The following is a 26,222-nucleotide window of genomic DNA, read 5'->3' as shown; positions in this document are numbered from 1 at the left end:
TACCAGATTGTGATTTTAGTCATATTCTCTCATTGGGGAACAAAGTTTCTTTGCAGCTCAAATCAGGTACCCGAAAAAAATTAAGTTTCCTTCGGGTGCATTTTTATTGGTGTAAAGCAAAGATTTTATGATGGAAAGATCTCAGAAAATGGAACTCATGGCTCCGGCCGGGAATTTTGAATCCCTGCAGGCAGCCCTTGACAACTGTGCAGATTCAGTTTACTTTGGTATTGATCAACTCAACATGCGGGCCAGGGCTTCCATAAATTTCACCCTGGAAGATCTTCCTGAAATAAGCCGCAGATGCCGGGAAAAGAACGTACGTACTTATCTCACCCTGAATACGATCATTTATGACCATGATCTTTCCCTGATAAAGACCCTGCTTGCGGCAGCCAAAGAGGCAGAGATCTCTGCGGTGATCGCTTCAGACCAGGCCGTGATCGCTTCTGCACGCGGAATAGGGATGAATGTACATATTTCAACTCAGCTTAATATCACCAATATCGAAACTGTGAAATTCTACAGTTTGTTTGCTGAAACCATGGTGCTGTCCAGGGAACTTAGCCTGCGCCAGGTGAAAAAGATCACAGAAGAGATCGAAAAAGAACAGATCAAAGGCCCTTCAGGGGAATTGGTGAAGGTGGAGATCTTTGGTCATGGTGCCCTATGTATGGCAGTTTCAGGCAAGTGTTATCTCAGCCTTCATTCCCACAACTCTTCGGCCAACCGGGGCGCATGCAAGCAAAACTGCCGTAAGAAATATACGGTGATAGACCAGGAGACCGGTTTCGAGATCGAGATCGACAATGAATACATGATGTCCCCCAAAGACCTTTGTACCATCAACTTCCTGGATGAGGTGATGGAGGCGGGGGTGCAGGTGTTGAAGATCGAAGGCAGGGGAAGGGCACCTGAATATGTAGCTACTGTGACTAAAGCTTACCGGGAGGCAATAGATTCCTGGTATGAAGGAACTTATTCCGAAGAAAAAACAGAGCAGTGGATGGACCGGCTAAGCACGGTCTACAACAGGGGATTCTGGAGCGGATATTACCTGGGGCAGAAACTGGGGGAATGGAGCAAAACCTCCGGCTCACAAGCCATCCAGAAGAAAGTTTATGTAGGGAAAGGAATGCATTATTTCCCGAAAGCCGGGATAGGGGAGTTCCTTATTGAAGCCTACGATATTAAAAGAGGGGATAAGATCCTGGTCACCGGTCCAACCACCGGAGCGAAAGAACTGGCCATTGAAGAAATGTTCGTGAATGACGTTTCGGCTGATAAGGCCGTCAAAGGTGACAGCTGTACCATACAACTGCCCTTCAGGATAAGACTTTCAGACAAACTTTATAAGCTGGTCGAGGCATAATGGTAGTAATTACTTTACAACGGAACAAATGCATTGGCTGCAATTATTGCGTGGAGCTTGCTCCCGGCCAGTTTCGTATGTCAAAAAAAGACGGTAAATCTGTACTTTTACGGGCCACAGATAAAAAAGGATTTCACACCTTAAAATCTGCCGATCATTCCATTGTTGAAGCCTCTGAAGCTGCAGCCGCCGCATGCCCTGTAAAGATCATTTCGGTAAAGGAGATCTAGGACTTGTTCCGCCTGAAGTATCTTTCTTCCAAATTTTTTCCGCCGGGAACTCTAAATTAAAATACCCGTGAATTATCCTGTCTAAAACTGGGAGGTAAAAAAGTATTGTACTTTCCGTAGTTTTTTCTTACATTTAATTCAATAAAGAGCAAAATAATTCGGTTAAAATCGAATTTTATCAGGTAACGAGTATATTTTTTTCTTTTTTTTGTCCCCCGGTAATAACCTTGGTGAGCTTTATGCCCATACAGGGAAGGATAATTATTTTCAGGAAATAGATGCAGAAGATCAGCCCCGCCACCATGGAAGATTATAAGAAGATATTTACTGCAATTACTCTTCCATGTCTTCTCCTGGAATGCCGGGAGGGGAGCCTTATCATTAAAGATACCAGTTCCTGTTTTAGTGACCTTACAGGAATTACCTCCAGTGACCTTGTTGGCCAGGAATTTCAGGTGGCTTTTCCTGAAAATCCCGGGCAGGCCAATCTTGGTAATGGTGCCTTGCTTGGTTCGATAAAAGAGGCCATGAAGCGCGGGAAACCCGTTACTCTTCCTTTTATTCGATACGACCTTTATAATTCAGAAACGCTTGATTTCACTGAAAAATACTGGCAGATGGAAATTGTGCCGGTGAAAACAGATAGAAATGCGAAGGTTAAATACGTTTTGCTTTATGCCATTGAAAAAACCCTGCAGGAAAGGGAGGAGCTAAGAAGAAGGGAACTTGAGGAAGAACTCGACCGGAAGAGGGAGCAGCAAAAAATTTTTATTGATAAAAACCCCGACGGACTTTACTCCCTGGATAAAGAAGGAAGATTTCTGCATGTGAATGAAGGCCTTAGCCGTTTAACAGAGGTTCCTGAGGAAAACCTCAGGGGAATGTCCTTCCTGCCGTTTTGTTCCCCCGAAGATATGGACAGGATAAAATATCATTTTAATAAGGGTATTAGAGGTGAAAACCAGGAATTTGAGGCTAGGTTTTTTTCAGCAAAGGGCAGGGAATTGATCATTCATATCTCATTATCGCCTATGGTGATAGACAGGCAGGTGCAGGGGGTGTTTGGTATTGCGAAGGATGTGACAGATAAGGTGAAGGCTCAATCCACAGTGGTGAAACAGGAATTTGAACTGGAAAGCAGCCGTAAAAAGTTTAAAGCCCTGGTAGAAGATGCCTCAGACCTTATAGGGATTCTTGATATGGATGGCAATTGCAACTATATAAGTGAATCTGTGAAAAGTATTCTGGGTACATCCCCGGAAGACTATCTGGGGAAAAACGCTTTTGATCTTATACATCCCCAGGATCGCTCTGCAGTCGAAGCCTCTTTTTCTGAATTACAACATAAAAGACAGGTATGTATTTCTCCTTTTAGATTTAAAGCCGGAGACGGGGAATGGAGGTGGCTCGAAACCACCGCTACTAACCTGAGTGATGATCCAAACGTACAGGGGGTGGTTACGAATTCAAGGGAAGTGACCGATCTTATTAAGAAAAATCAGGAAATTCGTGAACTTTACGAACGTTATAGCCTGGCGGCGGCGGCCACAGAAGATCTCATTTATGACTGGGACCTGGAAGCAGATAAGGTAGAGAGGTTCTTTAAAGGGAATAAAAATCTGTTTGGTTATTCCCCCGAGAAACTGGGAAGAAGGGGGTTCTGGAAAGAGCACGTCCATCCCGATGAAGTTGCAGACCTGGGAAATACTCTTAGGGACACCCTGCAGGATCCTATGAAAAATCAGATAAAAACCGAGTACCGGTTTAGAAGAGCCAACGGTACTTATGCGCACATTATAGACAGGGGCCAGATAGTAAGGGATGAAAATGGCAAAGCCATAAGGCTCATTGGGGCAACCAGCGATATTTCGGGAATAGTGAACAGGCGCGAAGCCTTAAAAATCGCCAATAAACGGTTTTCCTATGCCATGAAGGCCACCCGGGAGATGATCTGGGACTGGGATATTGTTAAAGATGCTATTCACAGAAGTCGGTCTTTTAAGAAGGTATATGGGTATGATCCCTCCCATCAACCCTCTGTAGAGAATTTCTGGTTTATGAAAATAGCAGGTAAAGACAGGCACAGGGTGGAAACCTCTTTAAAAAAGGCTTTGGAAGATCCGGCAATCTCCAAATGGCGCCAGGAATACCGTTTCGTAAAAAAGAACGGGGATTATGCTTATGTTGTTGACCGCGGATACATTTTAAGGGATATGGATGGAAAGGCTATTCGCATGGTAGGAGCCGCTCTTGATGTGACCGAGTCAAGAAAAATGCTCAGGGAAATAAAGAAACAGAATAAGATCCTGAAAGAGGTAGCCTGGGAACAATCTCATGTTGTAAGGGCACCTTTGGCCAGGTTAAAAGGATTGCTGGATCTTCTGGATAGTGACTGCTACGAAGTATGGACCAGGGAGGAACTAATAGACCTTATCAGGGAATCGGCAGATGAGCTTGATGAGGTTATTGTAAAAATAATAAGGAAAACTGAAGAAATTGAGGTCAAATAAAGCAGAAGTACTTATCGTAGAGGACGATCTTATTATTTCACGGTTACACAAACACGTGATAGGCAAACTTGTGCCCGAAGATCCAAAGATCTTCCTTAATGGCAGGGAAGCCCTGGACTATCTGGACGAGGGTTCTGGAAAAGAGAAAGAGATCCTCGTGCTTCTGGATCTCAATATGCCGGTAATGAATGGCTGGGATTTCCTCAAGAACTGCGGACTGCGACCTTACTCCAACAAGATCCATGTCGTGATCATAACGTCTTCCATGTTCAATGAAGACAGCAGGAAAGCTGCTCAATTTGAACAGGTAATAGGTTATTACGTAAAGCCCCTTAAACAGGAACACCTGCTTGAGATCATGGAGCTCGAGCAAGTTGCGCATTTGTTTGAGAAGCGTTAATTCGCGATTGTTTAATTGGGAAATGTTTAATTCGTGATTAGTCAATTGGGGAATCGGTGAGTCGTTAATTCGAATTCCGGGTTTGGAATTGGTGCTTAAATTTTTGGTTATTGTAGAATCGTTAATTCGTTTTTAGTTGCCTGGCCGGGCGCAGTCGAGACCTAACTTCTTTATCTCAATTTAATTTTCAGATATTCATCCTACACCCCGCCCGTCCCGGAGGGAGAGGAGCTATTCCCCTTTTCCGACCACCGATCACCGACAACCGACAACCGACAACCGAGAACCGAGAACCGAGAACCAAAAAACTCCGAACCATCTACTCCTCTCTTCTCAAAAAAATAATTACTTTTGCCGGCTCTTATGACGAGCAAGAAAAAAACATTCACCTCCCCGGTTACGCCGCCCTGAAATAACAGGTAGTAGTCTGTACCACGATCTTCCATCCCGGAGGATCTCCTTTATATTTCATTTTTTCCCTTTATTATTAAAATATTCTTATGAAAAAGATCTTCAATCTTTTTGATTTTTCACAGAAAGTGAATTACAAGACCGAGGTTCTTGCCGGGCTAACCGTAGCTCTGGCCCTTATTCCTGAAGCAGTTGCCTTTGCTATGATCGCAGGACTTTCACCTTTGACGGGTCTGTATGCTGCCTTTGTAATGGGTCTTGTAACCTCCATCCTGGGAGGACGACCCGGTATGATCTCTGGCGCAACGGGAGCAGTTGCAGTCGTGATCGTGGGGCTTGCCATTTCACACGGGCCTGAATATATTTTTGCTACAGTGGTTCTCGCAGGATTGATACAGATGTTAGCGGGCGTATTAAAACTCGGGAAGCTCATAAGACTTGTACCGCACTCGGTGATCTTCGGATTTGTGAACGGGTTGGCTATTATCATTTTTATGTCGCAGCTTAACCAGTTCAAGACCGTTAATGAAGCGGGAGAATTGGTATGGATGACAGGAGAACCTCTCTTTATTTTACTTGCCCTGGTATTGACCACCATGCTTATCATTTGGGGACTGCCAAAACTCACGAAAGTATTTCCATCTTCCCTTGCGGCCATCCTGGTCATTTTTGGAGCAGTGGCCTTTTTAGGGATAGATACCAGAACAGTGGGGGATATCGCTTCTATCAAGGGTGGTTTTCCTCCGTTCCACATTCCCATGGTACCTTTCAACTGGGAAACTCTTGCACTCATTTTCCCTTATGCAGCTATCATGGCCGGGGTAGGCCTTATTGAAAGCCTCCTTACCCTTAATATCGTTGATGAGATCACAGAGACCCGTGGTCACGGGAACAAGGAATGTGTGGCCCAGGGTACTGCCAACGTACTTTCCGGGTTCTTTTCGGGAATGGGTGGTTGCGCCATGATTGGTCAAAGCCTTATTAACGTTTCTTCGGGGGCACGCGCAAGATTATCGGGCATCGTGGCCGCGGTAATGTTGCTTTTCTTTATCATGTTTGCTGCAGACATCATTGAGTTATTGCCTATGGCCGCTCTTACGGGGGTGATGATCATGGTGGCAATAGGAACCTTTGAATGGGCGAGTTTAAGGACCTTCCGCAGAATGCCGAAGTCTGATGTGCTCGTCATGGTACTGGTAACTCTGGTTACCATTTTCCTCCACAACCTGGCCCTTGCGGTACTTGTAGGAGTGATCATTTCTGCCCTTGTTTTCGCCTGGGACAATGCTAAAAGGATTCGGGCAAGGAAGTATGTTGATGACAAAGGGACGAAGCATTATGAGATCTATGGTCCACTTTTCTTCGGAAGTGTCACTGCTTTCAATGAGAAATTTGATGTGCTTGGTGACCCAGATGAGGTAGTTATTGATTTTTCTGAAAGTCGAATAGTAGATATGTCGGGGATCGAAGCGGTAAACAAGCTTACTGAAAGATACCTGAAACAAGGAAAGAAACTGCACCTAAGGCATCTTAGTAAGGATTGCAAACAACTCCTTAAAAATGCCGACCAGATCATCGAAGTGAATATCTTTGAAGATCCAACCTGGAAAGTGGCTACAGATAAAGTTTAAACTTAGGGTGCCGGAAATTTAATTTCCGGCACTTTCTTTTTTAAGTCAGGGCGTGTGTTTATTGGTCTACAGAATAGTTCTTTATTTCTTCCAGAACTTCCTGCACCTCTTTTTCCGTCTTAAAAAGTTTGTCTTTACAGGTCTTGAGAAGCACCGAAGCCCTTTTGATGCGTACATCCAGGTCATCAATGTTGATCTCAGAATTTTCCATTTCCGAAACTATTTCCTGCAATTCCTTATAGGCAGCAGTGTAGCTTATATCTTCAGTCATTCTTAGGTATTTTTTCTGTTCTTTCAATTCGGCTTGTAATGGTCCCTCCAAAAATGCGGGTCTCCAGTACCTTTTCAGGGTCGAGTTCTTCAGGTTGTTTAATGGCTTTCCCGTTTTGCCGGGTAATACTGTAACCCCGTTTCAGTACATTATCAGGGGAAAGCAGCCGCAGCTTTTCCTCTGAAAATTGTAATTTCTGAAGGGATTCTTTAAAAGGATTTTTCGCAGCAGATAAAATGGATCTTTCCAGCTGTTTTATCTCCTCGTCCTTACATCTAAAGATCTCTTTTGAAACTATATAGAGTTCCTGTGCAAGGCGGTCCAGATTCACTTTATTCCTGTCCATGGCCCTATTGGTAAGGGAATTGAACAGCCTTGCACTCTCCTGCAGGCCCGTTTTTTGATTCCGGAATAACCAGTTTATTTCTTTATCCAGTTTTTCCCCGGCCTGATGTACAGGTACAGAGAAGTCATGGAATTTCTGCAGCAGGAATTCGGCTATTTTTGTGGGGGTGATGAAACTCTCATAGCTCACCAGCTCACTCACCGTTTCATTGGTGGAATGTCCTATCCCCGTTAGTACCGGAATAGGGAATTTGGCGATCTTCTTCGCCAGACCATAATCGTCAAAACAGCTCAACCCAATCTCCCCACCGCCTCCTCGAATGATGGCTACCGCATCAAAAACATCAGAAAATCCTGAGATCTTTTCCAGTTGCATACTAATGGTGCTCACCGCACGGTCTCCCTGCAGAATAGCCGGAAACAGGAGGTGATGAAATTTATAGCCCCAGGTGTTGGAATTGATCACATTCAGAAAATCCTGATAACCTTTACTGGTCTCTACAGAAACTATGGCAATGGTCTTTGGTAAGAGCGGCAGCGAAGTCTTTTTATTAGCATTAAAAAGTTGGTCGGCTTTTAATTTTTCAATGGTTTCAGCTTTTTCACGCGCCAGCTCCCCCAGCGTATAGGCGGGATCGATATCTATGATGTTAAGTGCCAGCCCGTGTACCGGGTGAAAGGTGACCGACCCCTGGATCACGACGGTCATGTCATCTTTTAGTTCCTCTTTTAAGACAGCCCTGAACTTTTGGTTGATATTGTCAAAAGTGGCGCTCCAAATATTTCCCCGCATCTCTGCGATCACCTTCCCGTCCTTCTTTTCTACCAGGGCAGGATAGCAGTGACCCGATTTTGAATAATAATTGAGTTTGACTATTTCCGCTTTAATCCACACCACTTTACTGCAGTGCCTGCTAATCGCATTTTGGACAGAGCGGGTAAGCTGGGATAAAGTATAAACGGTTTTTTCTTCCAAGAGTTAAGGCTAAAAGCAGAAGCTAAACTACGAAATTGGGTTGAAAAGAGGTATTTTATAAACCCTTGCTTTTAGTAAATTTATACAGGTTCATCGGGAAGTATCACTTTTAATGATCTCCAGTTTTCTTTTTACTTTTTCAAGGTTTTCAGATTTTTTTGGTTCCCGGTTCTCTCTGCAAAACTTGGTGTGGTATTTATGGTTGTGGAGGAATTTCTTTTCAATTTCATGCCATTTTTCCTTATCCATTTCGGGTTGGAGAAAGGCCATCTCTTTATACAAAAGTTCTCCAACTTTTTCAAATTTGTCGGTTCCCAGGTATTCCAGGTCGGCATCGGCGAGGATCTTTTCCAGTTTGTTTTTTGGCTGCTGCGGAAGTCGGGTAGCGAGGATCATACTGCATACTTTTTTGATCTCTTCAGAAGTGAGTCCGTAACCGGGCAGTTCTTCTGAAGCGATCGAGCAACTTGTTTCCTCATGATCCTCCCGGCCTACAGTGAATCCCGTGTCATGATAAAGTGCCGCTACCTTGAGCAGGAACAGGTCACGGCCGGAGACACCTTCCTTTTCAGCCAGGAATTCGGCCATCCTAAGGACATATTTGGTGTGATCTGTACTGTGATAATACAAACCCGGAGGAAGCTCATTCTCCAGCTTTGATATTACCTGCCGGTATATCTTTTCGAACGTTGTCATTAAAAGGATCTTTTGCGGTTTGCTTACCAATCCCTCCTCTTACTTCTTTTATCCTCTGGACAAAAAAGAAAGCAGCGGGATCTATCTTCAGGGTGGCTTCTTTAATACGATGAATTTCCAGCCTGGTGACAATGGTCATTACAATGTCACAGTCATGGCTTATTTCAAAGGAATTTGGAAGATATCCTCTTTTCCCTTTATAAACCGTAATGGCTTTTCCAAAGTCATTCACAATAAGTGATTTTACCTCGTCACACTCTTTTGAAATTATGGTGAGGGCTGTAAACTCTTCAAAGCCGTCTACCACATAATCTGAGGTTTTGGCGGCCGTAAAATAGACCAGGAAAGAATACATGGCCGTTTCCACAGAAAATACAAAAGCCGCCCCCAAAAAGATAAGGGCATTGAAGGCCAGTATGATTTCACCCGTTGTAAAGCCGGTATTGCGATTGGTGTAGAAGGCAATGATCTCGAGCCCGTCAAGGACCCCGCCTCCCTTTATTACCAGTCCTATTCCCAATCCTATGAAAAATCCCCCAAAAAAGGCGATCAGCAATTTATCATTGGTTACTGCAGGAAGGTCTATAAAATGCATTAAAACGGTGAGAATGAGAATGGAGATAAGAGCCCTTAAAGCAAAGGTCTTCCCTATTTTTTTATAACCCAGTATGAGAAATGGAATATTGAAAGCGACCAGCAGGAACGTGAAAGGGATCTGTAGTACTTCTTCAGCCAGAATTGAGATCCCGGTAACTCCACCGTCCAGGAAATGGTTGGGTAGCATGAAACCTTCAAGGGCGATCATAGCAGAAAGCACACCCAAAACAGAATATACAATAGAGCTAACCGAAAAGAGCGACCGCCAGTTGATCCTGTTTGTTTGATTCATTCTATCGTGTTTAATTACCTGAAAAGCAGACTGTTTCTCTAACTTACCAATTTTTCACGAATTTTCAACCTTTCCTCCATCTTAATTAAGGATACTCCTTTATTACCTGCATTTCAAAGGTGATTATCGTGCTTCACCGAAAATTATTGAAAAGTCGTTTATTCTTTAGTATCTTAATAATCAGTAATTTATAAACAAAAAAAAGACAAGTGCTATGGGAGAGAAAAAAGATACCCTGATAACGTTAACTGTTGACACAGGTAAGATCAATAATAATAATATCAACAGTTGTGTGGTTTTCTCAGATAACAGGGAAGAAGATAAACCCCAGGAGCCGGGAAATCCCAAAGATTATGTTTCTACCGTTAACCGGAACAAAAAAGTAACGTGGCAGGGAAAGGCCAAAGAAGGTAGTGATACCGTAAAGATCCTTGAAGTGTACAGGAAAAAAGAGGATGGAGGGGCCGAGATCGTCGAAAAGTTCAATTCAAAAAATGACGGAACGGTTGAGGGGAAGATCAAGGATAAAAAGGTTGATGGTCTTGAAAATTACGAAGTTAAGTTCAGCATCAACGGAGGAGATCCTTACCCTGTTGATCCCAAACTGGCGATGAAGGATTAGAAAATTTATGATTCCATACAGGTACTTCCTGCTGTTTCTGCTAGCTCTAACCTTTTGTCAAAAAGGGATTGGACAGGAGACCTCTGTGGCAGATAGTCTTAAGTCTATTTATTATTCCGACCCTCAAAGACAAAATGACCTGGAGCTGTTACGGGAGATCCTGGGTGAAGTGGAGGACCCTGACAGTACGATCAAATATGCCGATCTACTTATCGAAAGGTCTTTAGATGCTGGCGATGAGAAGTCGGCTATGTATGGTCGCTATAAAAGAGGGGCATCAAGGGGTATTAAAGGGAATTGGGATGCAGCCCTTGAAGATCTTTTCAAGGCCCTTAAATTTGCAGAGAAAATTAATTCAGAAAGGGACCAGGGGGATATCAATATTGAGATCGGCAATATTTACTCTGAAAGCAAGAACAGTGAGATCGCTATGGTTTATTACCGCAGGGGGCTGGAATATCTGAGAAAGCACAAGGATACATTTCAACTGGGAAAAGCGCTTTACAATGTGGGGGATGATCTTCTTGAAAATGGTGAAATAGATTCTGCCCTGGTATATCTTATTGAAGCAAGGGATATTTTCAGAAGATATGATAAAAGGTTTCATGAAGCTTATAGCCTTGGAAACCTGGGGATAATTTATGCCATTAAAGGGGATAAAGTAAGGGCAGAGGAAAATCTCTCTGAAGCAATTAAGGTGCTTGAGGAGGAAAAGGATTATAGAGGCAGAACCGCTTTCTTGTCTTCTCTCGCAGAGATCTATCTGGACATGGGCAATATATCTTCTGCGCTTAGTTATGCCAACGCAAGCCTGGAAGCGGCTGAAACCTATGGACTCAAAAATGAGATGGCACAAGCTCATTACCAGCTGTCTGAGATCTATGATACAGCCGGCAATACCGAAGAGTCCTATGGTCACTTTAAGAAATACGTAGTTTTCAGGGACAGCATAAGGAATGTTGAAACGGTAGAGGAAATGGCCAATTTACGAACCAATTTTGAAGTGGCCAGGAAACAGACCGAAGTTGACCTCCTGAACGAGCAAAAAAGGAACCAAAGAACGGTGGTGATCGCTACCGTTATTGCTTTATTCCTTCTCGTGCTACTGGCTATTGGGCTGTACCGGCGCAACAGGTATATTGGCAGAACCCGAAAGATCATCGAAAAGGAAAAGAACAGATCTGAGTTGTTGCTTCTCAACATCCTTCCGCAGGAGACCGCAATGGAGCTAAAGGAAAATGGAAAAGTTAGGGCCAAGAGGTTCGAATCTGTTTCGGTGCTGTTCACAGATTTCAAGAATTTCACCCACTTTGCCGAAAATCTTTCTCCGGAAGAACTGGTGGAAAGTGTGGATTTCTATTTCTCCCAGTTCGATGTGATCGTTGAAAAATATGGTCTCGAAAAGATCAAAACCGTAGGAGATGCTTATATGTGCGCGGGGGGTGTACCTTTCCCCACAGAAGATCACGCGATTAAAATTGTGGAAGCGGCCTGTGAAATGGTAGAGTTCGTGAACCAATCCAAAACCCTGGATTCAGAAAAAGAAACCCGTTTTGATATTCGAATTGGGATCAATACCGGGCCGGTGGTGGCCGGGGTAGTGGGAACCAAGAAATTCTCCTATGACATTTGGGGCGATGCGGTTAATATCGCCGCCCGTATGGAGTCTACTTCAGAGACCGGAAAGATCAATGTATCTGAAAACACCTATCAACTGGTCAAGGATCATTTTAAATGTGATTACCGTGGGGAGATCCAGGTTAAGAATAAAGGGATGATGAAAATGTATTTTGTCACCCGCTGTTAAAATGGGTTTTCCCTCTTAGGTCTGCCCGATTTCCTAAAATCATTCTGACATAATTGTGACATCTTTAACTTTCTGATATACTATCAGTTAGGTTAAATTAGGGTATTTTCACCAAAAAATAATTGCTGTTTAAAAGGTTGATTTCATGAACAAATTTCTTTTTGTTGCATCAGAAAATGATGGTATAGAAAACTGCAAAGTAGGTGGGGTAGGTGATGTGATACGCGATGTGCCGAGGCAGATCTCAGACAGGGGCGATAAGGTTGACGTCGTGGTCCCCGCGTATTCCCGACTTCACAAGGAGGGGGTGTTAAAAGCAAAACTAAACCTTCTGTTACGGGATGTGACCTATGTTGCCTACCTGTATGAAGTACCTGCCAAAGAACAATACGATAACATAAGACATTTTGTGATCCATCATCCTGAGATCGAAGCCGGGAATATTGGTGGGATTTACCATAATGATCTGGAGGAACCATTCTATTCAGATGTAGTAAAATATACCATTTTCTGTACCGCTGTAGCAGAAGCAATTAAACAGGGACATTTCGGGAAACTGGATATAGTACATTTGCACGACTGGCATGCCAGTTTGTTGTTATTCCTTAGGAATTATTTTCCGGGGTATTCAGATCTCAGGAATATAAGGTTCATTTACTGTATTCATAACCTTGCGATCCAGGGAATACGTCCCTTCGAGAATAGTTATTCTTCCCTGAGAAACTGGTTTCCGTTCGTAAACTATGATACAGAGTCACTTAAAGATCCGCGGTATCATGAGTGCTATAACCTTATGGCCATGGGTATAAGGTTTGCAGATGCTGTTCATACCGTTTCACCCTCCTATAAGGAAGATGTGATGCAGCCCAGTCTGCCGCCCGAGTTCATTGGCGGGGAAGGTTTGGAGAACGATCTCAAACAGGCCGATAAAGAAGGCAGGTTTTACGGGATCCTGAACGGTTCTGAATATCAAAATGTAAAAGTGGTTAAAAAGAACCAGCTCTTTCAGAATATTGCTGGCACCCTTTTCAGGCAGCTTCAAAGGGAAACCGATAAGGCGAAGTCAGATTTTCTGGCGCATACCGGTGATAAGGTGATCCCTTTACTGAAGAAGAAGCCTAAATTCATCTGTGCCAGTGTGGCCAGGCTTACCGAGCAAAAATTCTATTTCTTTAAACACTCTCCCGAAGCCTTACTACAGATCCTGGACCAGCTTGCAGAAGTTGACGGGGTATATGTGTTATTGGGAACCGGGGCCACAGATTATGAGGAGCTGCTAAGGACTGTTAGCTACAAAAGGAACAATTTCATTTTCATCAATTACCAGAGCGAGGATGTGGTAGATTCTATCTACCGCGATTCAGACCTGTATTTTATGCCCAGTCTTTTTGAACCCTGCGGAATAAGCCAAATGCTGGCGATGCGAAACGGCCAGCCATGCCTGGTTCACCATACGGGGGGATTAAAAGATACGGTACAGCACGTGCATACAGGATTTGCCTTTGACGGGAAGACCTATGATGAAAAAGTGTACAATATGGTAGAAAGTTTTAGGGAGGCGCTTCATTTCTTTCAGAACAAAAAAAGTTCCTGGAAACAAATTCAGGACAATGCCCGCAAGATGAGGTTCACCTGGAAGAAATCTGTGGATGAATATTATAAGCTGCTGTATGACTTTGGTGGTGTTAAACCTCAGATAGCTTACTAACGATCATTTTAGTCGTATTGTAAGACCGTATAATTCCTTGGTAGAGAAAAGATATCAAAAAAGGCCACCAGACTACAGGGGGTCTTTTTCATTTTACAGCTTTTCACTTCCGAAGGAATGCCGGGCGTGTCTTGCCTTATTAAATAACTTCCTGCCAGTCATAAAATTATCATATAATACCCTTTCCCGTTTTCTGTTGCTGTATTTATTTATTAATTTTTGGAAAGCTCCTCGATCTTAAGATCTGAAGGGCTCCAAAATAAAAGAAATTACTCCCTTTTTTTGTTTACAAAAGGGGAATGAACGAGAAAATATATCCCTATGAAGACACAGAACAAGAAGATCGAAAGTTATTTCTCTCATGAGAGCCTGGGGGGAATTGAACTTTCAAAAGAGGAGATCAAAACCGCTTTTCTGGAAAAACTTTTCTACGGAATTGGACGCATCCCCTCTGTTGCTACCACGAATGATTTTTATACAGCCCTTGCCCTAACGGTGAGAGACCAGGTCTTTAAAAGATATGTAAGGTCCCTGGAAGAATATGCCGAGTTGGACAGCAGGGGGATCGCTTACCTTTCTGCAGAATATTTGCCGGGTCCACACCTGGGAAATAATCTGTTGAACCTTGAAATAACCGAAGAAACCCGGGAGGCACTGGCAGAGCTTGATATTGACCTGGAGGCACTTTTAGAGCAGGAGGTAGAACCCGGACTCGGGAACGGAGGGTTGGGAAGGCTTGCCTCCTGTTATCTTGACTCTATGGCCACTTTAGGAATTCCTTCCATAGGATACGGCATACGTTACGAATTCGGGATCTTCAACCAGACCCTTAAGGAGGGTTGGCAGGCTGAGGTGACCGATAAATGGTTGCACTACGGTAATCCGTGGGAAGTGGTTCGCCCCGAGATCGCTTTTGAGGTAAGATTTGGAGGTAGGACAGAGCACGGAAAGAATGAGGACGGTACACTTAAAGTAACCTGGACCCCCGATTCGGAAGTGAAAGGTACAGCTTATGACACTCCCATCCTGGGCTACAACAGTAATGGGATCGTTATGAGGCTCTGGAAAGCAGAGGCTATAGATTCCTTTGATTTTTCGGCTTATAACATGGGGGATTATTACCGGGCCGTGGAAAAGAAAATGCGCTCAGAGAACATAACCAAGGTGCTTTATCCCAATGATGAAAATCTCTCCGGAAAGGAGCTGAGGTTGAAACAGCAGTATTTCTTTGTGTGTTGTTCCCTCCAGGATATCATACGACTTCACCTGATGCAGGGGCGGAAATTGAACACCCTCTCCGAAAAGTTCAGCATTCAGCTGAATGATACTCATCCTTCCATCGCGGTCCCTGAACTTATGAGACTACTGGTAGACGAGCACGACATGGAGTGGGAGGAGGCCTGGCATGTTACGCGGCACACTTTCGCCTATACCAACCATACCTTATTGCCCGAAGCTTTGGAGAAATGGTCTGTGCATCTGCTGGGCAGGCTTCTGCCACGCCACATGGAGATCATCTATGAGATAAACCGCCGTTTTTTGAATGAGCTGAGGGAGAAACATTATACCGGAGAACAGATCGCCCGAATGTCCATAATAGACGAGAGGGGGGAACAATCAGTTCGCATGGCGCACCTGGCAACGGTGGGAAGTTTTAAAGTGAACGGGGTATCCCGGCTTCACTCCCGATTGTTAAAAAGCCAGGTACTCAATGATTTTGCAGATCTATGGCCGTCCCAGTTCACTAATATTACCAACGGGGTGGCTCATCGCCGATTTTTGGCCGTGAGCAACCCCGGGCTTGCAGAACTCATTTCAGAAAAAATAGGAAAGCAATGGCTCACAGACCTGCCGCAACTTAAAGGTTTGGAAAAGTATGCAGATGATGTTGATTTCCGGGAGAGATGGATGCAGGTGAAACTTCAGAATAAAATAGGGTTGGCCCGTCATATAAAAGAAAGGACAGGAGTAGAGCTTGATCCTTCCATGTTATTTGATGTTCATGTGAAGCGAATACATGAATATAAAAGACAGCATCTAAAAGTATTGCATATCCTCAGCCTGTACCTACGTCTCAAAAATGGAAAAGGGGAAGGAATTTCACCTACCGCCTTTATTTTTGGAGGGAAGGCAGCTCCGGGATATTTCATGGCTAAACGAATTATTAAATTGATAACCTCGGTGGCAGAGTTGGTGAATAATGATAAAGAGGTGCAGGACAGGCTGAAGGTAGTCTTCCTGCCAAATTTCAGCGTCAAACAGGCACAGCGTGTATATCCTGCAGCCGATCTTTCTGAACAGATCTCCATGGCCGGGAAAGAAGCTTCGGGAACGGGAAATATGAAATTTGCACTTAACGGTGCTCTTACCATTGGAACCCTTGATGGGGCAAATGTCGAGATACGGGAAGAAGTAGGGGAGGAGAATTTTTTCCTTTTCGGGTTGAACACCGAGGAGGTGCAGACCAAAAAGGCAAGTGGGTACCATCCCTACAGGATCTATGACAGGAATGAGGAGCTTCAGGAGGTAATTGATTTTCTTATTTCGGGGGAACTTGAAAACGGGAACACAGAGATCTTCAGGCCGGTTCATGATAATTTACTGCAACAGGACCCTTACCTGTTACTGGAAGACTATCAATCCTATATTGAGAAGATGGAAGAGATCCATGAGGTATGGCGAAGTCCGGTAAAATGGGCAAAAATGTCTATCCTTAATGTTGCCAGAATGGGTAAATTTTCTTCAGACAGGTCTATTCACGAATATGCTGAAGAGATCTGGAAGGTGGAGCCGGTAAAAGTACAGTTGTCCAAATAATTTGCTTGCAGGTAAGTGTCGCTGAAATGTTCCGGGGATTTTCCATCTTTCCCTGGATAATATCCTGTTTGCGGAAGCCACTAACATTGTGATCAATTTGGTACAGGGTAAACCTGGGATCAAAAATTTATGATCTTGACTTTACGTCTCTAAAAGCCAGATTTTATAATAGCTTCTAATATCGCTCCCGGTACATATAATTATAAATTGTGGCCCAACTAAATTTTAATAGTGGATAAGTTAAAAAAAAATAGTTTCTTTAAAGAACAGCAGAGAACGTACGGGCAAATGCCTGAGCTTTAACGAAGTATTGGAATATCAATAGGAAAACTTTAGTACAACAGGCGCCCGGAAAACATTGATTTTCAATTACATTTAAACTTAAACCCCTAATAATTAATATGATGGTGCAGTATGGAATTTGGATCTTTGATGAGAAGGTGGGACTCATAGGCCGGCCTGAAAATTTTCCCGAAATATTCCTGGGTACAGACAAGATCTGGGAGATCAAAGAGACCAGGATGGGACCGGTCTGGAAATGGCCGGTACAATTCGCAGAACTTGGCTGGTTTACCCCGCGAATAGCAGATAATTTTAATAAGGCATTCTTTTTTGCCCAAAAGTATTTCGAAGGTTTCAGGCCTAAGGATACTCCTGAAAAGCTTGATCTCGATACCCGCACCCTGCAGGTACAAACAGAGATCCTCAGCGATCATTTTCGGGGTACAGACGAAGAACTTAGTGTCAGGAAATAATTTGTGATCCTGGAATAATTATTTTTCCCGCAACCGGGTTGCGGGACAGCCGGCTATATTTCTTTCATTACTTCAGAAAATAATCTGTAAGACTCAATCCGGTCTTCATGGGAATAGATATGGGAGGCTACCATCACTTCGTCAACCCCGGTCTGTCTCAGGAAATCTTCTGTTTTTTCCCTGACAGAATCTTTACTCCCGACAAAGGCGTATTTAAGCATGCGTTGAAAAGCAGGATTTTGAGCAAGCTCCCGTAACTGGGGAGTCATTTCGGTGGGTTTCTGCATATAATCTATTTGTCCGGTCATTACCCCCAGCATCATGCGTAGCAGGGTAGTGGAAATTCGCTCTGCTTCCTCATCAGTTTCCGCAGCGATCACATTGATACCCGCTATAGTATATGGGCGGTCAAGGAATTTGGAGGGTTGAAAGTGATTATAGTAAATGTTAAGAGCATCAAACAATTGTGCGGGTGCAAAGTGGCTTGCAAAAGCGTAGGGCAGGCCTTTGCTGGCTGCAACATGCGCACTGTCTGTGCTGGATCCAAGAATATATATAGGTACTTCTACCCCTTCTGCCACCGTGGCCCTCACTTTCGCGTTCTTATTCTCTTCGGAAAAATACTGCCGAATCTGACTTACCTCTTCGGGAAATTTAAACACGGCCTGCATTCGGTCAGATCTAATGGCATGTGCCGTCACCTGATCTGTTCCCGGGGCACGACCCAATCCCAGGTCGATCCTTCCGGGGTAAAGGGAGCCAAGCGTTCCGAATTGTTCGGCGACGATAAGCGGGGAATGGTTGGGCAGCATGATGCCCCCCGAACCAACTCTTATCTTTTTTGTACCACCTGCAATGTGACCTATTAATACCGCAGTAGCCGAACTGGCAATACTAACCATGTTGTGATGTTCTGCCAGCCAGAAGCGGTGATAGCCCATTGCCTCAACCTGCCGGGCGAGGTCAAGACTGTTCTCAAAGGTCTCCTGTATGCTGATACCGGTGCCAACGGCATCCAGTTCTAAAATTGAATATCGTACGTTCTTCTTGCTTTCGATCATTTCATCTTTGCTTCTGATCTAAAAATACGTTTTTCAAAAGGTTTTACAAGGAAAAGCAGTTACCCTCTCCCCCTAAAAGATTACAGAAAATTCTTTGATTTTCATTAATTTAGGATCTCCGGAATTAATCCAGCTTTTTTGAAGCCGCTTTGCTCCTCTGTTCCGGGTCTCCCCACATTAGACTATTAACCAAAAATAGATTTATTATGGAAACCAACAGGAACTTGATTAGCAGGAAGATCTTTTTACAACAAATGGGCCTTGGAGCGTTAAGTGCCGGGCTCTTTTTCCCAGGAGGTCTCTCGGCCGGTATTTTAATGGACACCAAAACAAAATCCCCCCAAAAAGTAGTAGTGATAGGGGCAGGACTTGCAGGTTTGGCAGCTGCATGGGAACTTAGAAAAGCAGGACATGAGGTCACAGTACTGGAGGCCCGGGACCGGCCGGGAGGAAGGGTTTCAACCGTGCGGGAGCCATTTGACCACGGACTATATGCCGAAGAGGGGGCAGCTGCTTTTTCTGCATCTTATACCTATGCAGTCAAACTTATCGAGGAATTTGGACTGGAAAGGATACCATGGGCCCTTCCGGAAGATCCGGTGACCTATCATCTCAACGGAGAAAAAATTAAGGTGGGACCAGGCGATAAAGTTACCTGGCCATTTGACCTTACAAAGGAGGAGCAGGAGTTGGGGCCGATGGGTATCGTTCAGAAATACATAATAGACACTCTTCCTTCAGAAATAAAGAATTCTGATAACTGGAGCCAGGCACCCATTGTGGAAATGGACCAGGCATCTATGGTAGAATACCTGCGGGAGCAGGGGGCCAGTGAAGGTGCAGTAGAACTTCTTAAGAACACAATGTGGTTCGCTGCAGTACCGGGAGAGACTTCAGGTCTTTCCATGGCAGTCTCAGATTTTGGCCTGTTCATGGCAGATGCTCCTTTCATTCTAAAAGGGGGAAATGATCTGCTGCCACGGGAGATGGCAAAAAGGATGAAAGAGGATATAAAATATGGAGTGCAGGTAACCAAAATTTCAGAAAACAGGGAAGGCATCCTGGTGAACACGGCTCAAGGTGGGGAATTCCGGGGAGATGAGGTGATCGTGACCGTACCTTTAAAGGTGCTTAAGAAAATCGATTTTGAGCCACAGCTAAATCAGGCTAAGGTTATGGCCATTGAAAATATGCCGGTGCTGAATATCACCCGTACCTACTTGCAGGTGGATAAACCCTTCTGGACCAAAGACGGGGTCTCAGGTTTTGCTTATACAGATCTTCCGGTAGGGCAGGTAAATGTTTATACCAATCCCGCAGATGCAAATAAGGGAGCTATTATAGAAAGTTTTGTGGCCGGACCTTCAGCTGCAGTTTTAGGTAAACTTCCACAGGAAGAAACGGTGAGGGAAATAAAAAGGGAAATGGAAAAGGTGCACCCGGGTACAGAAGAACATTTTGAAAAGGCCTACGTGAAAGCCTGGAGTGAGGATCCTTTTTCCCTGGGCGGACCCAGCTGGCCCGCACCGGGCAATGTCACAGCTTATCTCAGGGACCTGCAGGCTCCTCACGGGAAAGTCTTTTTTGCCGGGGAACATACCAGCATTCTGCGGAGTACCATGGAGGGGGCATTGCGTTCCGGCGTTAGGGCAGCAAAAGAGGTGAGTGAAAGAAGTGAAAAAAGTGAAAGAAATTAAGAGGTGTGATTAACGATCCTTTAAGATAGTGGTTCAGTAATTGACTATTGTTCTGTAGTAACCCCAACTACTAAAGATTTTTAAATTATGGACCAGATCAAAAAATCAGAATCAGACTTCCTTTCCAAAGAGAGCAAGGAAAATTTTATTATAACCTGGAACTGGCTCTTTCAGAAGAGTCACATCATCTTCGCAGTGCTTATCATTATAGGAATGCTCTTCTTCATCTGGTGGCTTTCAAAGGGAATATTATAAATGAGTTTTTCCGTACGGTGCATTTACCTCAATAAATAAAGAGGGGAATTTTTCCCCAGTTTTTAAGAGACTGGGGAAAATTTTCACAATTTTTTAACCTGTTTGTGGAAGTTAGATCAGGGCGGCATTTGGAAAATAGATCCGGAATGTAGAGCCCTCATTAGGTATACTGCTCACCTTGATCTGGGCATCATGTTCTTCCAGAATATTCTTCACTGAACTTAAACCAATGCCCATTCCTGTTTCCTTTTTGGAATAGAAAGCGTCAAAAAGACGGTCTATTTCATCCTTTTCCATCCCATGACCATTGTCAGAAATTGCCAGGATCACATCTGTTCCGTCGTCCAGGATCTCAATATCGATCTCCCCTTTTCCGGGAATGGTTGCTTCACTGGCATTTACAATTAGATTAAGGAGGGCGATTTCTAGCTTCTCCTTGTCTGCATAGACTAAAAACGAACCTTTAAAATTCCTTATCACCTTAATACCTGCTAAATAGACCCTGTCTGCAGCTTTATGTATGGTACGGTCCATTATCTCTGTAAGATCTTCCTTCTCAAGAACAGATGGGGTATAATTGGACGCGTTCAGTAGATTGGTAACAAGGTTGTTCAAAGTGGAAGTACTTCTTTTAAGGATCTCAAAATAGTTGCTTAGCTCCTTCTTTTGTTCCTCATCCAGTTTTTTATTGAGAACTTCCCCCACCATCCCAATACTTGCGAGTGGATTTCGAAGTTCATGGGCAAAGGTACGCGCAGCCTCTCCTTGTATTGAAAGCGTCTCTGCCTTGAGGAGGGCTTTCTGGGTACTTTTTTGTTCGCTGACATTTCGCACCAGTAATACATATTCCTCCACCCAGTTTTCATCCCGGCGGTGGAAGATCTTTCCACGAATGTTGAAATATTCCCAGCTTACCCCCTTTAATTTAACCCTTATCTCAATTTCATGGATCTCGTTCTGGGCAGATTTCAGGATCTTCTTGTGCAGCTCCATTACCTCCTCACGGTCTCGCGGGTGAACGAAGGGAAGAAGGTCTGGCAGGGTCATTCCCTGAACCCTTTTTCTGGTAATGCCCGCCTGGGGCATGATATCTTTATTGATGTAGCGCACCTCATATGTATCCATGTTGATGATCATGATGACATCTGGAGTGGTACGTACAAGTTCTTCCTTGAATTTAATAGAATCTTTAAGTTCCTGGGCTTCTATCTTCCTGTCGGTCACATCTTCAATGCTCACGATCAAGAGATCATTCTGCGCCCTGGCAGTCACCCTGAACCAATTCTTATATCCTTCCCTGTCATAATAGAATTCCTTGTCAAGGGGTGTTCCACCTTCCATTACCTTAATAAAGGCATCAAATATTCCCATTTCCACCCCGTGCTTGGAGGTTTCAAGATAGGTGAGACCTACCACGTCCTGTTCCAGGTACATTTCCTTTAAAACCTTATTGGTCCTTACAAAGATGAAGTCCTTGACGGTGCCGTCTTCGTTGTAGACGGTACGCAGTACTGCAGTTGCGAGATTGGTGACATCAAAGACAGTTTGCAGGAGCTGTTTGGATTCCTGCAGGTCTTTATGATGCGTGTCCAGCTGTTCCTGTATTTGTAATTCGGAAAGTTTGCGATCTGTTATATTTCTGAAGAGGGTTACAACCCTGCGGTCGTCAGGTTTACCTACCTTGAAAACAAAAAGATCAAGCCAGGTGTTTCCAAGGTTTTCAGAAAGATCCTGGAATCGTATGGATTCACCAGATACGGCAACTTTTCCATAGGTCTCGATCCAGTTTTCTTTTGGAGTTGGAAAAATTTCTCTAATCGTTTTTCCCTCTATACCCCTAAGTTTACTCTGGGTGACGAAGGCGGGGTTAGTTTTCAAAAAGAGGATATCTACAGCTCTCCCTTCTTCATCGAATAATACTTCTGCCAGAGAGAAACCTTCGTCAAGGGAATCCAGCAACTGCTGGTACTCATTTTCCAGAACTTCGTATCCCGGTTTATAGTGTTCCTGTGATCTTCCCTTCTTTCCCACAGCTGCGTCCAGACGATGGGCAAGGGAAATTATTTCAGATTTTTTCCCTCCATTGTATATCCTGTTCTTAAAAAGGAATTGGTGCCACTCTCCGTTCTTATTCTTGAGCCTTACAGGGTATTTCGAGAAGTCCCCGGTTAGGGTTTGGAGGTGTCCAAAATAGCCCTCTTGATCATCTGGATGAAGGAAATCTTTATAAAAACAGCGCGTCGTGGTTTTTAGGGAAGAACTGTCAAATCCACAATAATTCTCAGCAATCTTATTAATGAATTTAACTTTCCCGGTCTCACGATCGGTCAGGATTAACAACTGCTGATCTGCTATAGGGTTATATTCCATTTACCGGACATTGTAATTTTTACTCTTTTCATAGCTCGCGTAACATTGTAAAAATTCTGTCAGAAATAGACCAGCGACAAAATTATCGGTGTACAAGGTACAACCCTTTATCAAAATAGAATGTTAAATTTTTAGTATCCCCAATACCTTCATTAACACCTCCTTTAAATGTTTAATATATCTCCATCTCCTGGTGTTGATCCATGAAAGTTGAAATACAACATTGATTATATGGTCACAGCAAGAAGGGCAGGAGAAGGTGCTGCTGTCACGAAAACAGCGCAGCCAAAGGTAAGGATCAGCACCACTGTTACAGAGACACAGGGAAAATCGCCGCCATCCTTTTCATGTAGCTAAAAATGATGTGCTGCACGAGGTGTAATAAGGGTTTTGCATTCCTAATTCTTTATTAATTCCGGAATTCTGTTTAATCAAAAATTTATGAAATTTTTGTAAATATTTTCTCCCAGAATATTCCTGAAAGAGAAGAAAATGGATTAATTTTAATGGTGATAAATGCTCCCTACAATGACGATAATTGCTGCCTCCGATTTTTCAGAACTTGCTGAGAATGCCGTTGATTATGCCGCTGATGTTGCGCGGCTGGTAGATGGCAACCTTGTCGTTTTTCACTCCTTTACACTATCAATACACGCTGCCAACTCAGGTATTTCTGCGGAACACTTTCGGGAATTGTTCGAAGAACGAAAACAACGTCTTAAGATCAGGGCAAAAGAGCTATCTGAAACCTTTGGAATTTCTGTAAAACATGAGATTTCCTTTGCGTTCGTGGAAGATGAGTTGAAAAGGCTCATCGAGAAATACAAGGCCAGACTGGTGGTTTTAGGAATGAACCAGAAATCCCTTGAGCAGGATTTGTTGGGTAACAGGACCGCTAATATGATTAAAGACCTTAAGATCCCTATACTGGCTGTGCCGCAGCATGCTCGCTTCGCAGGAACCAAAAAACTACTGTTTGCCTGTGATGTAAGCCGGGAGATACCAGAAAAGATATGGGAAAAGATCAAAGATGCCGTCATGAACCTGCAGGGGGAAGTGGAAATATTTAGTGTCAATGAAAAGGTGGAGGAGTTGCAGGCCGGGACTATCCGGCGGGAACAATTCAACAGGAACATGGGAGGGATCAATTACCTCTACAAGAACGTTCAGTCAAATGATGTGATTGGTGAGATCGAAAAAGAGATCATGGCTTCAGATGCAGATATACTTATTATGGTCCCTCAAAAATACGGATTCTGGGAATCAATTGTACACCGCAGTAAGACCCGCGAAATGGCATCTGGTCTGGATATTCCGCTGTTGTCCATTCCGGGTTGATCTCAAATAAATATCCTTTTATCTTATTATAGGGGAAAACCCTTTCTTTTTATGTCTTTAAATATCTTAACTTTATAGAAAACAGTTAGTTGTGTTTCAAAGTGAAAGGATATTCAGCAGTTTTTCCGTAAATGATATTTCCGAAGCAGAAGATTTCTATACCAAAATTCTGGGTTTAAATGCGAAAAGGAATGCCATGGGGGTGTTGGTGCTGGAAATCAGTGACCATCACAAGATCCTCATTTACCTGAGAGCCGCCCATCGTCCCGCAGATTTTACCGTACTCAATTTACCGGTCGCCAATATAGAGAAGGCAGTGGATACACTGGTTCAAAAAGGGATCAGGTTTGAGCATGAGGGGGAGATAGAGACCAATTTCAAAGGTATCTTCAGAACTGCCACCGGGAAGGGCCTGGCATGGTTCAGAGATCCTGCAGGGAACATTATTTCTCTGTTGGAAGAATAGATCATGCAGTGCCTCCTGAAATGTAAAAATTAAAGAAATGAAGAAAAAGGATCAAAAAATCATTCCCTGTCTCTGGTTTAATAAAGAAGCTGAAGAAGCCGTAAAATTTTACACTTCCCTCTTCAGGGATTCGGTAATATATAGCCGGAGTACTTATACCGAAGCGGGCCAGGAAAATCACCGGCAGGAACCGGGTACTGCAATGTCTGTTAATTTCAGCCTGGCCGGCAACCTGTTCACGGCACTTAATGGGGCCGGTGATCTCGGGTTTAACCCTGCTGTTTCATTATTTGTAGTGAGCAACAGCGAGAAGGAGATAGCAGATCTCTGGAAGGCACTTCTAAAAGGGGGCGAAAGTATGATGCCCCTGCAGGCTTATGATTGGAGCCCCAAATATGGATGGTTACGAGATCGGTACGGACTTAGCTGGCAGCTCATGCTGGAGGATCACGCCACCCCCGAGATCAGGATCGCCCCTCTGATATTCTTTACCGGAGACAACCATGGCAAAGCCGCGGAAGCGATAAGGTTCTACACCTCGATCTTCAGAAAAGCCGAAATTGAAAATATCCTTAAATACGGAAAAGAGAATACCTATGCTGAGAATGGTGTGAAACACGCAAGGTTTCGCCTGGAGGATCAAATCTTTATGGCCATGGACAGTGGAGTGGAAAATGATTTCCCCTTTAATGAAACCGTTTCCTTTATGGTCATGTGCCGTGACCAGCAGGAAATAGATTATTACTGGAAAGCACTGTCAAAAGACGCAGATCTGCGCCACCAGCAATGTGGCTGGTTAAAAGATAAGTTTGGGATCTCCTGGCAGGTGCTGCCCCGGGAACTGGAGGAGTTTCTTGTGAGTGCCGACAAAGAAAGATCAGACCGGGTGATGAACGCCTTATTGGAAATGAAGAAGATAGAATTGGAACCCCTCCAAAAAGCCTTTCGGGGAGAAGAGGTTTCTTAAACGCATATCATGGAAAACAGGATTCCATATAAAAAAGATAAACAGGCTCCGGTCGAAAAATCCTGGCTGTCCCGAACTTCAAGGGAGGAGCAGGTGAAAAGGAATAAAACTGAGACAGAAACCTGATTTGTTTTAACCTTTTAAACCCTAACAAACCTTTTCTTTTTTATTTTCCTGAAAGAGATTTTTTGGGACTCCCCAACTTTCGGCGGAATATACCATGCCTTTGGTTCCCTTCCTCAATGAATTTATTTTTCAGAAAACTTAAGCTTCATATACTTTAGTTTGCATTTGCCCGTTAAGTAGCTTCGGAAAGTACCGTTAAGAAAAAATTAAGATATTTTTGTAATGTTTTCTTAAAAGCACCGACCTTCTGTTTAACTGCCCCCGGCAACTGAAGAACTATGAAAGAGAAAAATTCCATTCTGTCTGAACTTGAAGTTTCAGACCATTCATTTAACCAGCTTGGTTTGCTAAAGACGGTGAAGTTCATTCTTTTAACTGTCATCCTGAGCTTTTTCATTTGGCTTCAGGTTAATTATGAGGTTCTCGAGGTGCTCTGGAAAGCCATGTTGCACTAAACAGGAAACCGACTCAACCTTAACAGGTAGGCCGGTTTCCCGAAAAT

23 protein-coding genes are annotated in these 26,222 nt (G+C 43.7%); 17 read left to right on the top strand and 6 right to left on the bottom strand.

What is annotated here, in order from left to right:
* The first annotated feature begins 130 nt into the window (after positions 1-130).
* The 5 genes from ACFSTG_RS10775 to ACFSTG_RS10755 all read left to right on the top strand — a co-directional run bounded on the left by ACFSTG_RS10775 (position 131) and on the right by ACFSTG_RS10755 (position 6,554).
* On the top strand, positions 131-1,372 hold the full coding sequence (locus tag ACFSTG_RS10775) for a peptidase U32 family protein (protein WP_380752435.1): 1,242 nt from the start codon (positions 131-133) through the stop codon (positions 1,370-1,372).
* Positions 1,372-1,602, top strand: coding sequence for a ferredoxin (locus ACFSTG_RS10770; protein WP_380752382.1), 231 nt, complete (start codon positions 1,372-1,374; stop codon positions 1,600-1,602). The genes ACFSTG_RS10775 and ACFSTG_RS10770 overlap by 1 nt, the downstream gene beginning before the upstream one ends.
* Before the next feature lie 278 nt (positions 1,603-1,880).
* Entirely contained in the window at positions 1,881-4,112 is a 2,232-nt protein-coding gene (locus ACFSTG_RS10765; protein WP_380752379.1) for a PAS domain-containing protein, read from the top strand.
* Complete coding sequence (locus ACFSTG_RS10760) at positions 4,099-4,512, top strand: response regulator (RefSeq protein ID WP_380752376.1); 414 nt, start codon at positions 4,099-4,101, stop codon at positions 4,510-4,512. The genes ACFSTG_RS10765 and ACFSTG_RS10760 overlap by 14 nt, the downstream gene beginning before the upstream one ends.
* 500 nt (positions 4,513-5,012) lie before the next feature.
* A complete protein-coding gene (locus tag ACFSTG_RS10755; protein WP_380752373.1) occupies positions 5,013-6,554 on the top strand; it encodes a SulP family inorganic anion transporter in 1,542 nt (513 codons plus the stop codon).
* Positions 6,555-6,612: 58 nt separating this feature from the next.
* On the opposite strand, the gene xseB is transcribed toward ACFSTG_RS10755, so the two are convergent.
* From xseB to ACFSTG_RS10735, 4 genes are all read right to left on the bottom strand, one after another.
* Positions 6,613-6,825 (bottom strand): exodeoxyribonuclease VII small subunit, encoded by a 213-nt coding sequence (xseB, locus tag ACFSTG_RS10750; RefSeq protein ID WP_380752370.1) that lies wholly within the window; start codon positions 6,823-6,825, stop codon positions 6,613-6,615.
* The gene (gene xseA / locus ACFSTG_RS10745) at positions 6,818-8,146 is read right to left on the bottom strand and encodes an exodeoxyribonuclease VII large subunit (protein ID WP_380752367.1); all 1,329 of its coding nucleotides are present in this window, start codon (positions 8,144-8,146) and stop codon (positions 6,818-6,820) included. Before xseA ends, xseB begins: the two co-directional genes overlap by 8 nt.
* A 90-nt stretch (positions 8,147-8,236) precedes the next feature.
* Positions 8,237-8,842 (bottom strand): HD domain-containing protein, encoded by a 606-nt coding sequence (locus ACFSTG_RS10740; RefSeq protein WP_380752364.1) that lies wholly within the window; start codon positions 8,840-8,842, stop codon positions 8,237-8,239.
* Complete coding sequence (locus tag ACFSTG_RS10735) at positions 8,790-9,731, bottom strand: YitT family protein (protein WP_380752361.1); 942 nt, start codon at positions 9,729-9,731, stop codon at positions 8,790-8,792. The genes ACFSTG_RS10740 and ACFSTG_RS10735 overlap by 53 nt, the downstream gene beginning before the upstream one ends.
* A 214-nt stretch (positions 9,732-9,945) precedes the next feature.
* Between ACFSTG_RS10735 and ACFSTG_RS10730 the strand changes: the two genes are divergently transcribed.
* The 5 genes from ACFSTG_RS10730 (at position 9,946) to ACFSTG_RS10710 (ending at position 17,440) form a co-directional block, all read left to right on the top strand.
* Positions 9,946-10,353, top strand: a complete 408-nt coding sequence (locus ACFSTG_RS10730; RefSeq protein ID WP_380752358.1) for a hypothetical protein — start codon at positions 9,946-9,948, stop codon at positions 10,351-10,353.
* Positions 10,354-10,360: 7 nt separating this feature from the next.
* Entirely contained in the window at positions 10,361-12,160 is a 1,800-nt protein-coding gene (locus ACFSTG_RS10725) for an adenylate/guanylate cyclase domain-containing protein (protein WP_380752355.1), read from the top strand.
* 145 nt (positions 12,161-12,305) lie between these two features.
* A complete protein-coding gene (locus ACFSTG_RS10720; protein WP_380752352.1) occupies positions 12,306-13,868 on the top strand; it encodes a glycogen synthase in 1,563 nt (520 codons plus the stop codon).
* Between the two features lie 321 nt (positions 13,869-14,189).
* A complete protein-coding gene (locus ACFSTG_RS10715; RefSeq protein WP_380752349.1) occupies positions 14,190-16,685 on the top strand; it encodes a glycogen/starch/alpha-glucan phosphorylase in 2,496 nt (831 codons plus the stop codon).
* Between the two features lie 401 nt (positions 16,686-17,086).
* Positions 17,087-17,440: a hypothetical protein gene (locus ACFSTG_RS10710; RefSeq protein ID WP_380752347.1), complete on the top strand. Its 354-nt coding sequence runs from the start codon at positions 17,087-17,089 to the stop codon at positions 17,438-17,440.
* A gap of 53 nt (positions 17,441-17,493) precedes the next feature.
* Here the strand turns inward: ACFSTG_RS10710 and ACFSTG_RS10705 are convergent, their stop codons facing one another.
* The gene (locus ACFSTG_RS10705) at positions 17,494-18,501 is read right to left on the bottom strand and encodes an LLM class flavin-dependent oxidoreductase (protein ID WP_380752345.1); all 1,008 of its coding nucleotides are present in this window, start codon (positions 18,499-18,501) and stop codon (positions 17,494-17,496) included.
* A gap of 206 nt (positions 18,502-18,707) precedes the next feature.
* Here ACFSTG_RS10705 and ACFSTG_RS10700 point away from each other — a divergent pair, with 206 nt between their 5' ends.
* Entirely contained in the window at positions 18,708-20,198 is a 1,491-nt protein-coding gene (locus ACFSTG_RS10700; protein WP_380752342.1) for a flavin monoamine oxidase family protein, read from the top strand.
* A gap of 87 nt (positions 20,199-20,285) precedes the next feature.
* Positions 20,286-20,453, top strand: coding sequence for a hypothetical protein (locus ACFSTG_RS10695; protein ID WP_380752339.1), 168 nt, complete (start codon positions 20,286-20,288; stop codon positions 20,451-20,453).
* Between the two features lie 111 nt (positions 20,454-20,564).
* Here ACFSTG_RS10695 and ACFSTG_RS10690 read toward each other — a convergent pair whose 3' ends face one another.
* Complete coding sequence (locus ACFSTG_RS10690; protein WP_380752336.1) at positions 20,565-22,823, bottom strand: ATP-binding protein; 2,259 nt, start codon at positions 22,821-22,823, stop codon at positions 20,565-20,567.
* Positions 22,824-23,033: 210 nt separating this feature from the next.
* Here ACFSTG_RS10690 and ACFSTG_RS10685 point away from each other — a divergent pair, with 210 nt between their 5' ends.
* The 5 genes from ACFSTG_RS10685 (at position 23,034) to ACFSTG_RS10665 (ending at position 26,175) form a co-directional block, all read left to right on the top strand.
* A complete protein-coding gene (locus ACFSTG_RS10685) occupies positions 23,034-23,180 on the top strand; it encodes a hypothetical protein (RefSeq protein WP_380752333.1) in 147 nt (48 codons plus the stop codon).
* Between the two features lie 171 nt (positions 23,181-23,351).
* Positions 23,352-24,161, top strand: coding sequence for a universal stress protein (locus ACFSTG_RS10680; RefSeq protein WP_380752330.1), 810 nt, complete (start codon positions 23,352-23,354; stop codon positions 24,159-24,161).
* A 91-nt stretch (positions 24,162-24,252) separates the two neighbouring features.
* Positions 24,253-24,627 carry a VOC family protein gene (locus ACFSTG_RS10675; RefSeq protein WP_380752327.1) on the top strand — a complete coding sequence of 125 codons (375 nt, stop codon included), beginning with the start codon at positions 24,253-24,255 and terminating at the stop codon, positions 24,625-24,627.
* Positions 24,628-24,664: 37 nt separating this feature from the next.
* Positions 24,665-25,594, top strand: coding sequence for a VOC family protein (locus tag ACFSTG_RS10670; protein WP_380752324.1), 930 nt, complete (start codon positions 24,665-24,667; stop codon positions 25,592-25,594).
* A 404-nt stretch (positions 25,595-25,998) separates the two neighbouring features.
* Positions 25,999-26,175, top strand: coding sequence for a hypothetical protein (locus ACFSTG_RS10665; RefSeq protein ID WP_380752321.1), 177 nt, complete (start codon positions 25,999-26,001; stop codon positions 26,173-26,175).
* The last annotated feature ends 47 nt before the right edge of the window (positions 26,176-26,222 follow it).

The organism is Salinimicrobium flavum (genome assembly GCF_042684505.1).
GTDB classification, from domain to species: domain Bacteria; phylum Bacteroidota; class Bacteroidia; order Flavobacteriales; family Flavobacteriaceae; genus Salinimicrobium; species Salinimicrobium flavum.
This window is presented reverse-complemented; position numbering and strand designations above follow the sequence as displayed.

Bases quoted from the DNA above. Each gene is read 5' to 3' on its own strand.
- ACFSTG_RS10720 (WP_380752352.1), top strand. From the start codon at position 12,306: ATGAACAAATTTCTTTTTGTTGCATCAGAAAATGATGGTATAGAAAAC.
- ACFSTG_RS10680 (WP_380752330.1), top strand. From the start codon at position 23,352: ATGACGATAATTGCTGCCTCCGATTTTTCAGAACTTGCTGAGAATGCC.
- ACFSTG_RS10730 (WP_380752358.1), top strand. From the start codon at position 9,946: ATGGGAGAGAAAAAAGATACCCTGATAACGTTAACTGTTGACACAGGT.
- ACFSTG_RS10710 (WP_380752347.1), top strand. From the start codon at position 17,087: ATGATGGTGCAGTATGGAATTTGGATCTTTGATGAGAAGGTGGGACTC.
- ACFSTG_RS10755 (WP_380752373.1), top strand. From the start codon at position 5,013: ATGAAAAAGATCTTCAATCTTTTTGATTTTTCACAGAAAGTGAATTAC.
- ACFSTG_RS10670 (WP_380752324.1), top strand. From the start codon at position 24,665: ATGAAGAAAAAGGATCAAAAAATCATTCCCTGTCTCTGGTTTAATAAA.
- ACFSTG_RS10715 (WP_380752349.1), top strand. From the start codon at position 14,190: ATGAAGACACAGAACAAGAAGATCGAAAGTTATTTCTCTCATGAGAGC.
- ACFSTG_RS10775 (WP_380752435.1), top strand. From the start codon at position 131: ATGGAAAGATCTCAGAAAATGGAACTCATGGCTCCGGCCGGGAATTTT.
- ACFSTG_RS10705 (WP_380752345.1), bottom strand. From the start codon at position 18,501: ATGATCGAAAGCAAGAAGAACGTACGATATTCAATTTTAGAACTGGAT.
- ACFSTG_RS10695 (WP_380752339.1), top strand. From the start codon at position 20,286: ATGGACCAGATCAAAAAATCAGAATCAGACTTCCTTTCCAAAGAGAGC.
- xseB (WP_380752370.1), bottom strand. From the start codon at position 6,825: ATGACTGAAGATATAAGCTACACTGCTGCCTATAAGGAATTGCAGGAA.
- ACFSTG_RS10740 (WP_380752364.1), bottom strand. From the start codon at position 8,842: ATGACAACGTTCGAAAAGATATACCGGCAGGTAATATCAAAGCTGGAG.
- ACFSTG_RS10725 (WP_380752355.1), top strand. From the start codon at position 10,361: ATGATTCCATACAGGTACTTCCTGCTGTTTCTGCTAGCTCTAACCTTT.
- ACFSTG_RS10690 (WP_380752336.1), bottom strand. From the start codon at position 22,823: ATGGAATATAACCCTATAGCAGATCAGCAGTTGTTAATCCTGACCGAT.
- ACFSTG_RS10735 (WP_380752361.1), bottom strand. From the start codon at position 9,731: ATGAATCAAACAAACAGGATCAACTGGCGGTCGCTCTTTTCGGTTAGC.
- ACFSTG_RS10665 (WP_380752321.1), top strand. From the start codon at position 25,999: ATGAAAGAGAAAAATTCCATTCTGTCTGAACTTGAAGTTTCAGACCAT.
- ACFSTG_RS10700 (WP_380752342.1), top strand. From the start codon at position 18,708: ATGGAAACCAACAGGAACTTGATTAGCAGGAAGATCTTTTTACAACAA.
- ACFSTG_RS10765 (WP_380752379.1), top strand. From the start codon at position 1,881: ATGCAGAAGATCAGCCCCGCCACCATGGAAGATTATAAGAAGATATTT.
- ACFSTG_RS10770 (WP_380752382.1), top strand. From the start codon at position 1,372: ATGGTAGTAATTACTTTACAACGGAACAAATGCATTGGCTGCAATTAT.